This window comes from uncultured Anaerotruncus sp., from assembly GCF_902490045.1.
Lineage (GTDB): Bacteria > Bacillota > Clostridia > Oscillospirales > Ruminococcaceae > Anaerotruncus.
This window is the reverse complement of sequence record NZ_CABUCJ010000169.1, coordinates 1-3,643: the sequence shown is the minus strand read 5'-3', so window position 1 is coordinate 3,643 and position 3,643 is coordinate 1. Positions and strand designations below refer to the sequence as shown.

Here is a 3,643-nt window from a genome sequence, read left to right as displayed (position 1 = left end):
GCGTAGATGTCGCTCATGTTCGAGGTGGAGAGGCGCGCGTAGAATTTGGAAGCGTCGTCGTCCGCCTCAAAGGTGAGGGCCGCGCGGTCGTCGCCCCAGATCAGGGTGTTGGTGTCGTTCGCGTCGGGGTCCATGTAGACGCGGTCGCCGACGTCCGGGTTGTCGTCGTTGGTGGCCTTCGCGTTGCTGACCCAGAAGGTGTAGTCGATCGTGATGGTATCGCCCGACTCCCAGGTGTCGGTGTCCTCGTCCGTATAGGTGGCGGGCTTGCTGCTCTTGCTGCTGTAGCTCGAAAGGTTGGCCTTTGCCTTGAAGGTGATCGTGCCGTCGGTCTTCGACTCGTCGGTATCGGTCATGTCGTTGAGGACGACCTTCAGGTAGGAGGTACGGGTGCTGCCCGCCAGTTTCTTGTCGGTCACGACGGTGATCGAGCTGACCAGCTTGGAGTTGGTGTCCTTGTCGAGCTTATACTTGAAGTAGTCGGTATTGGTGACGTCTTCGTTCACAATGCCGCTTCCGGTCGTTCCGTCCGGATCTTCAAAAAGCGGGATGTAGAAGGTGGAGCCGGGGACCACGCGGTCGGAGATCGAGATCGACAGCGTCTCGTCGATATCGAATTTGCCGCTGCGGCTGATGTCGCCGTTTCCGCTGTCGCCGACGTCTTCGGAATAGTTTCCGTCGGAGTCATAGGCTTTGTCGAGGCTGAAGCTATCCGACGCGAACGCCGCGACAGAGGCGATGCTCAGGACGAGCACCGCTGAAATCAAAAGGGAAAGTGCTTTTTTCATGTTGGTTTGTCCTCCTTAAAAAAATCGGTTTTTGATCGGGACGCGTCCATCCGCATCCATTGACCAGATTGTACGTCCCGTTTGTGTTACCGGTTTGTAACCACTGTGTTTTTTTCCTGAAATCGCGGTGAAATTTACCACACAATTCCCCGGCGAAACAGCAAAAGGGCCGCCGGCTCGCGGCGGTCCTTTTGCTGGAGGGATTGGGAAAAAACTGATTTTTTCTGCGCCCGGCGCAGTGGAGGAAAACCTCTGAAAAGCCGGCGGCTTTCCCTGCCGGCAAGAAGATCATACCGCGCCCGTGTGTGCCTTTTTTTGGCGCGGCGTGAGGGAAAGCTGAAATCCCGGTGAAGTTTTGCGCACAAAAAGAGCCGCCCCGTGGGGCGGCTCCGGCAAATTACGATTCTTTTCCCTCCACCAGATCAAGGACGACCGCCCCGTAGGTGACCGCGCGGGAGAGGAAGACCGCCTCCGCGTGGGAATAGAGCCGGCGCATGCAGTGTTTGGCGGGCCCGCGGTCCTCGAAGATGCCGAACACCGCCGAACCGCTCCCGCTCATCAGCGCGCCGAGCGCGCCCGCCTCGCACATCCGCTCCCTCAGGAATGGAATCTCGGGCAGGTCCGCGACCTCCCCGAGGACGTTGACCATCCCCCGGGCAAACGCCTTCAGCTCCCCCGCCTCGAGCAGGCGGAGCAGCGCGGGCATGTCGGGGCGGCGTTTCGCGCCGCGCTCGTCGTAGCGGCGGTAGCTCTCGGGGGTGGACATCCCCGGGCCGGGCTTCGCAATGAGGATATGGCAGGCGGGCAGGGGCGGAAGCGGGGTGAACTCGTTGCCGATTCCCCGCGCGCGCTGGGTGCCGCCCACGATGCAGAAGGGCACGTCCGCGCCCACCTGCACGCCGATTTCACAGAGGGTCCCGCGGTCCGCGCCCGTTCCGAAGAGGGCGTTGAGCCCCACGAGCACCCCGGCTGCGTCCGCGCTGCCCCCCGCGAGGCCCGCCTGCACCGGAATCCGCTTCTGGATGTCGATCGAGATCGCGGTGTCCGGCTGGCCGAATCGCTCGAAAAACTTCCGCGCCGCGACGTGGGCGTAGTTCGTCTCGTCGCAGGGGATCATCTGCCGGTCGCAGGATATGTAGATGCCCTTTCCGGACATGCGGGAGATCGTCACCGTATCGCACAGGTCGACCGCCTGCATGATCGTATCGACCGTGTGGTAGCCGTCGGGGCGTTTCCCCGTGACGTCCAAAGCAAGGTTCACCTTGCCGGGCGCGTCGACAATCACCGTTTTCTTCATCGCCATCACCTGCCCTTTTCGATTGCGCCACAGCCGCGATCCGCCCCGCCAAGCCCCTTGGGCCCGCGGACGGCGCGCCGCGCAAAGTTCACGTCAATTATAGCATACCCTTCCTCTTTTTGGGAACCCCTCAGCGGCCCTTGCTCAAAAACCGGAAGACGGGCACCGACCGGATGTCGATCGCCTTGACCGGGCACATCTCATGACAGCAGAAGCAGCGGATGCATTTCGCGTAGCCGATCTTCGCCTTGCCGCCCGCCACCGCGATCGTCTTTGCCGGGCAGCTCTCGGCGCATCTCCCGCAGCCGACGCAGTCCCGTTCCCGCACCCTGGGGCGCGGAGCGAGGCGCGGCTCCAGCCAGTCGACCGCCTTCGCGAGCGGCCCCGGCAGGCTGCCGCTGAAATTGAGCTTTTTGCTCGCGGGCATCAGAAAATCCCTGATCACCGGCGGCAGCGGGTCCCCGAGCAGCTCCACGCCGGACACGCCGTCCGGACAGAGACCGCGCCGCACCGCCTCCGCGAGCATGGGCACCCGTTCGGGGCCCAGCCCGATGAGTTCCGCCAGCACGAGGTCGAGCGCGTAGAGCCCGTCGTATTTCGCGGCGGCGGTGAGCCCCACATGCCGCCGCCTGCCGCCGGTGGGGCCGTCCCCCTCCATCGCGTCGACCGCGTCGGCGATGGTCAGGCCCGGCTTCACAAGCAGCGAGAGGTCGACGAGCATCCGCGCGAACTGCTCCCCGTCCGGGAAACGGTAGTGGAGCTGGGGCTTTAAGAGTCCCGGCACGCAGCCGAAGAGGTTCTTGACCCCGCAGGAGAGTGTGGTCATGCAGTGGGTCTTGAGCTTGCAGCAGTTGACGACGAAATCCGCGTCCGCAACCGGGTCGATGATGTCGAAGTCGCGGCAGAGGGCCCCCTCCGCGACATGTACGCTCCGCGAGCCCGCCGACAGGTTGAGCGACGCGCCCGTGCGCTTGGCCGCGGCCGCCATCCCCGTCGCCTCGTAGGCGGCGGAGAGGATCTGCGGGGTGTAGAGCCCGCCCGGGCTGTCCGCGATCGTGATCCGCCGCGCGCCGCGCGCCTGAAGCTGGCGGATGACCGCCTCGATCACCGCCGGGTGGGTCGTGGCGGTCCGTTCGGGCGGGCAACGCATGATCAGGTTCGGCTTGACCGTCACCCGCGCGTCGGGCGAAAAGGTCTCCACCCCGAGCAGTTCAAAGTGGCGGGCAACCGCGCGCTCCACCTCCTCCGGACTGTAGCTTTCCGTTTTGACCAGGGATACCTGTGGCATGATCTTCTCCTTTTTTACCGCTGCGCGGCGGGGCTTTTGAATACCGCCCGGCGGTTTTGATTTCCCGCCCAGCGGGCGGAGGGCTTGCCGGTGGTCGACCGGCGGCGGTCTTGGATTTTCCGCTCATCGAGCGGCGGAGCTTGCCGGTAGTCGACCGGCGGCGGTTTTAGATATTCCGCCCAGAGGTCGGAGGGCTTGCCGGTAGTCGACCGGCGGCGAGTTCCTTTCTTGTTCGCCCAAGAAAGGAACCAAAGAAGGGCGCGAGGGGCT

Annotated in this window: 2 protein-coding genes and 1 pseudogene; all 3 read right to left on the bottom strand. The window is 64.2% G+C overall.

The annotated features are described in order from the left end of the window. Positions 1 to 788 (bottom strand): annotated as a pseudogene (locus RDM88_RS12135) (hypothetical protein); the annotation flags it as partial. 397 nt (positions 789 to 1,185) lie between these two features. Further along, positions 1,186 to 2,091, bottom strand: a complete 906-nt coding sequence (gene ispE / locus RDM88_RS12130; protein ID WP_308755087.1) for a 4-(cytidine 5'-diphospho)-2-C-methyl-D-erythritol kinase — start codon at positions 2,089 to 2,091, stop codon at positions 1,186 to 1,188. A 124-nt stretch (positions 2,092 to 2,215) separates the two neighbouring features. Continuing rightward, a complete protein-coding gene (locus RDM88_RS12125; RefSeq protein ID WP_308755086.1) occupies positions 2,216 to 3,373 on the bottom strand; it encodes a DUF362 domain-containing protein in 1,158 nt (385 codons plus the stop codon). Positions 3,374 to 3,643: the final 270 nt, after the last annotated feature.

Excerpts from the sequence above, each read along its gene's own strand:
- ispE (WP_308755087.1), bottom strand. The coding sequence starts at position 2,091 with ATGGCGATGAAGAAAACGGTGATTGTCGACGCGCCCGGCAAGGTGAAC.
- RDM88_RS12125 (WP_308755086.1), bottom strand. The coding sequence starts at position 3,373 with ATGCCACAGGTATCCCTGGTCAAAACGGAAAGCTACAGTCCGGAGGAG.